The sequence below is a fragment of the Fusibacter tunisiensis genome, assembly GCF_016908355.1.
Taxonomy (GTDB): Bacteria; Bacillota; Clostridia; order Peptostreptococcales; family Acidaminobacteraceae; genus Fusibacter_D; species Fusibacter_D tunisiensis.
Window position 1 is genome coordinate 1 of sequence record NZ_JAFBDT010000052.1, and the last position, 4,237, is coordinate 4,237.

Genomic DNA, 4,237 nt, shown 5'->3' on the forward strand with positions numbered 1-4,237 from the left:
CTGGATTTCTTTTTCTTTTTGCCATTTCGGACCTCCATTTTGTCTAAGTGAATTATAACTGATTTTTCACTTTACACAAAATATCTTACACCATCGTTATTGTTTTCATCATCCATGAACTTTGCTGAAGTTACGAACAATAAACAAGATGAAGTTATGTTTAAACTGATGAATGGAATTAATTCATTTAAAGATTGGGAAGAAAGTAGTATTAAACAAGTTAAAATATTGTATGATGAAAATGGTAAAGAAAGATACGAGTTATTAATTATTGGGAATAATACGAAGTCGACTGGCTATATAATCACTGATATATACAGCGGAACAATTGTAGAATTTTCGCATGGTGAATCACCTTTTGAAACATATCTTCAAAAGTATTTGAATAAGAAAGGAATTGATAGTATAAAAGTAAAAGATGAGTTAAAATTAGTTCAAAATGGGATATTTCAAGGATATACATTGGATGATTTTAATACTATAGTCTATTTTACTAGAGATATGAGCATATCAATTGAACAAAATGTTGAAGATATTAATAATAAAAAAGAAATTAATGATGAGTTAAAATCATCAAATAATACTTTTAGATATACTGAAAGTATTATTCCAGGAGTACCTAACAATCAAAACGATGCTCCATACAGTGCATGTGGACCAGTTTCAGGAATTAATATAATTCAATATTGGGATGGAAAAGGGTATTCTAATTTAGTGACTACTCAAACCTTTTCTAACATATATAATGCTTTGTACATTTATATGGGAAGTTTCCAACTTCCTAATGGAGAGCATGCGACTTCTCCAATAGGATTTAATGGAGGTCCTTATGGACAAGGATTAATCGATTACTTTGACTATGTTGGAAACTATAATTTATCCGTCGTTAGTGATTTTAATATAACAACTTCTGACTATTCTAATTTCATTAAATATGAAGTAGATAGAAATCGACCTGGTTCAATTTTATTTAAAGACTATAACCAAGTGTATGACGACCGATATGGATTACATTATACCACTCTGGTTGGCTATGCTTTTGGTGATGAAATTGGTGGGAATTACTATATTATTCACGATTTGTGGAATCCTTTTACAATCTACAGAAATTGGGACAATGATATATCAAGAGGCGATATTTGGGCAACGTTTAAGATAATACCAAGTTATTAATCAACTAAAGCTAGAGTATACCGGAGGCATTTCATGAAAAAATACAAATCATTAGTCATAATAATTATTGTAATGTCTTCGGTTGCTTTCCTTTATTGTATTCCAATAATTGATTCTTATATAATTGCATTTAAAAATAATATTCGAATATCAGAGATAAGGCATGGTCCATATTATAAAATCACTGAAGGAAAGAATATACAAGAAGACTTAGTTTTTATTTTCCATATAGATAGAACTAATGGAAATTATATAATTAGCCAAAATGATGGAATCACACGAGAAGAAGCTCAAAAAATTGCAAATAAGTATGGTTATACTAGTGAGGAAAACGAAATTGAGTTATGGATTAGTCATAGAAAAACTGGGAAAATAGATAGCTATGAAGCAATAAAAAAAAATCTTGTCTGGCGCTTATACTATGATGAAGCAAATAGATATTTTGTAGAAGTAGATTTTGAGACGGGTGAATTATTTGATTTCTCTAAATTAATAGAGAATCGCTCTAATAATTGAGAAAATAATCACTAACCTTAGAACGTTCTGTTCATACTTACGAGTACTCATTATTTATCCTTGTGAACAATTGATTAAATTTACGAAAAATGATAATATAGTGATAACAATTAATTATTCTTTTTACAATTTTAAAGTCCACCAATGAGTGGCACAATATTTAGAGGCCAAAGGTCTATCCAATCGGATAGATCTTTTTTTTATGCCCAAAAATGAGGTTTTTATGAGAGTAATTGTTGTAACTAAAAAAGACCAGCTAATAAAAGTCAATAAGTAGTTTGAGTTTTTTTATAAATTTTCATTTCTGAAAAAATGGTACAGCAAATCTAGCCATTAGAAAACACGAACAATGGCTTTTACAACGGTTTAGAAAAAAATTTAATTACGCTGAAAGTCTTTTTGCTTTACAGTTTGTTTTGTTTGTACAGTGTATTATAATGGTATAAACATAGCAGAGAAACTTACAGGAGGATGAGATGAGAGGACTGGCTTTAGAGGGTGGCGGTGCAAGAGGTTCTTTTCAAGTAGGTGCCATTAAAGCGCTTTATGAAATGGGATATACATTTGATGTGGTCGCTGGAACATCCATTGGATCCATCAATGGGGCACTTATTGCGCTTGGAGATATTGAGTAAATAAGCACTTTCCGTGATTTGAGATCTGGCTCCAAGCCGGGAGGATAATCACGGTTTTTTATTTTGTGGGAACTTATCCAAGAATAGCAGAATACAAGGTTGAGTGGCTAAGTGAATAGTAGGGCTTTTGAGTTGACTAGATGACTATAAAAAGTGTGGTGAGTTGACAAAATGGATATAGGAAGGTGAAAAGATAAATATAAATGTGATTATAGAAATAATATGACTTGAAAGTATTCCTTAAAAGGAATATAATTTTAATTGAGATGTGTAAAATGGAAAAAACACATGGAGGTTTGTATGAAAATCGGTTTTGATTCAGAAAAGTACCTAGAGGAGCAGTCTAAATTTATCTTGGAAAGAGTACGGTCCTACGACAAATTATATCTTGAATTTGGTGGCAAGCTCTTATTTGACATGCATGCCAAACGCGTCCTTCCAGGATTCAATGAAAACGCCAAAATTCAATTGATGAAAAAACTCAAGGACCATGTTGAAGTTATTATATGTATTTATGCAGGAGATATCGAACGCAATAAAATTCGAAACGATTTTGGCATATCCTATGATTTAGATGTCCTCAAACTCATTGATGATCTGAGAAATGAAACGCTTTCTGTGAACAGCGTGGTTATCACTCGGTACGACAATCAACCCGCTACAAAGGTTTTCATAAACAAACTTGAACAAAGTGGCATCCGCGTGTACACGCACAAAGCAACAAAAGGTTACCCATCAGATGTGGATACCATCGTCAGCGAAGAGGGCTATGGTATGAATCCTTATATTGAAACAACGCGTCCAATCGTAGTGGTTACTGCACCAGGACCTGGAAGTGGTAAACTGGGAACATGCTTAAGCCAACTCTATCATGAACACAAGCGGGGTAAAAACATTGGTTACTCAAAATTCGAGACTTTCCCCGTATGGAATCTGCCTTTGAAGCACCCTGTAAATATTGCCTATGAAGCTGCCACAGTCGACCTAAAAGATGTAAACATGGTGGACCCATTTCACTTGGAAGCTTACAATGAAATTGCTGTTAACTACAATCGTGATGTTGAAACTTTTCCAGTTCTAAAACGTATTATTGAAAGAATAACAGGAAGCGAGTCCAATTATCAGTCCCCTACCGATATGGGGGTAAACCGAATCTCGTGTGGCATTATAGACGACGAAGTGGTTCAAGAAGCCGCCAAACAAGAAATTATTAGGCGGTATTTCAAAACAGGATGCGAATACAAAAAAGGCCATGTTGATTTGGAAACCTTTAATCGCTCAAAACTAATTATGGATGCCCTAAATCTTAAACCGTTAGACAGACCTGTCGTTGAGCCCGCCCTCACCTATGCAGAGTCACTCAAAACAAATAGGCCTGATAAAACCTATAACCAAGTTGTCGCCATTGCACTGGATGAAACCACATATGTTACTGGAAAGACAGGGGAAGTCATGGATGCACCTGCTGCTGCAGTAATTAATGCGATTAAAAATCTATCCAATATCAATGATGATGTTCACTTGCTCTCACCTGCCATTCTGGATCCTATTATTAATTTAAAAAGACAGCATCTTGGCGTAGGTAATGCAACTTTAAACTGTGAAGAAGTGTTAATTGCACTTAGTATCAGTGCCGCCTTTAACCCAATTGCACAGGTTGCAATGGAAAAATTAAAGGCTCTAAGAAATTGTCAAGCACACTCTACAACTATTTTAAATTCAAGTAACGAAAAAACACTTAGAGATTTGGGCATAGAACTCACAAGCGAAGCTGCTTTTTCAACAGACAGCTTGTTCTATAACATCTAAACATATATACAGTGACATACTCCCACCACTTAAGAAGTGGGGGCTTCTCGTTCGAATAGCCTAATGGCTACAGCATAAGCGAGCTATCCCCGTGTGCCCCACGG

Annotated in this window: 4 protein-coding genes; all 4 read left to right on the forward strand. The window is 34.3% G+C overall.

All coding sequences use genetic code 11. From position 1 onward, the window contains the following. The first annotated feature begins 114 nt into the window (after positions 1-114). The 4 genes from JOC49_RS12895 (at position 115) to JOC49_RS12910 (ending at position 4,133) form a co-directional block, all read left to right on the forward strand. Positions 115-1,173, forward strand: a complete 1,059-nt coding sequence (locus JOC49_RS12895; RefSeq protein ID WP_204665448.1) for a cysteine peptidase family C39 domain-containing protein — start codon at positions 115-117, stop codon at positions 1,171-1,173. A gap of 33 nt (positions 1,174-1,206) precedes the next feature. Beyond that, complete coding sequence (locus JOC49_RS12900; protein WP_204665449.1) at positions 1,207-1,689, forward strand: hypothetical protein; 483 nt, start codon at positions 1,207-1,209, stop codon at positions 1,687-1,689. Between the two features lie 476 nt (positions 1,690-2,165). Then, positions 2,166-2,324 carry a patatin-like phospholipase family protein gene (locus tag JOC49_RS12905; RefSeq protein WP_204665450.1) on the forward strand — a complete coding sequence of 53 codons (159 nt, stop codon included), beginning with the start codon at positions 2,166-2,168 and terminating at the stop codon, positions 2,322-2,324. A 300-nt stretch (positions 2,325-2,624) separates the two neighbouring features. Further along, entirely contained in the window at positions 2,625-4,133 is a 1,509-nt protein-coding gene (locus JOC49_RS12910; protein ID WP_204665451.1) for a DUF1846 domain-containing protein, read from the forward strand. Positions 4,134-4,237: the final 104 nt, after the last annotated feature.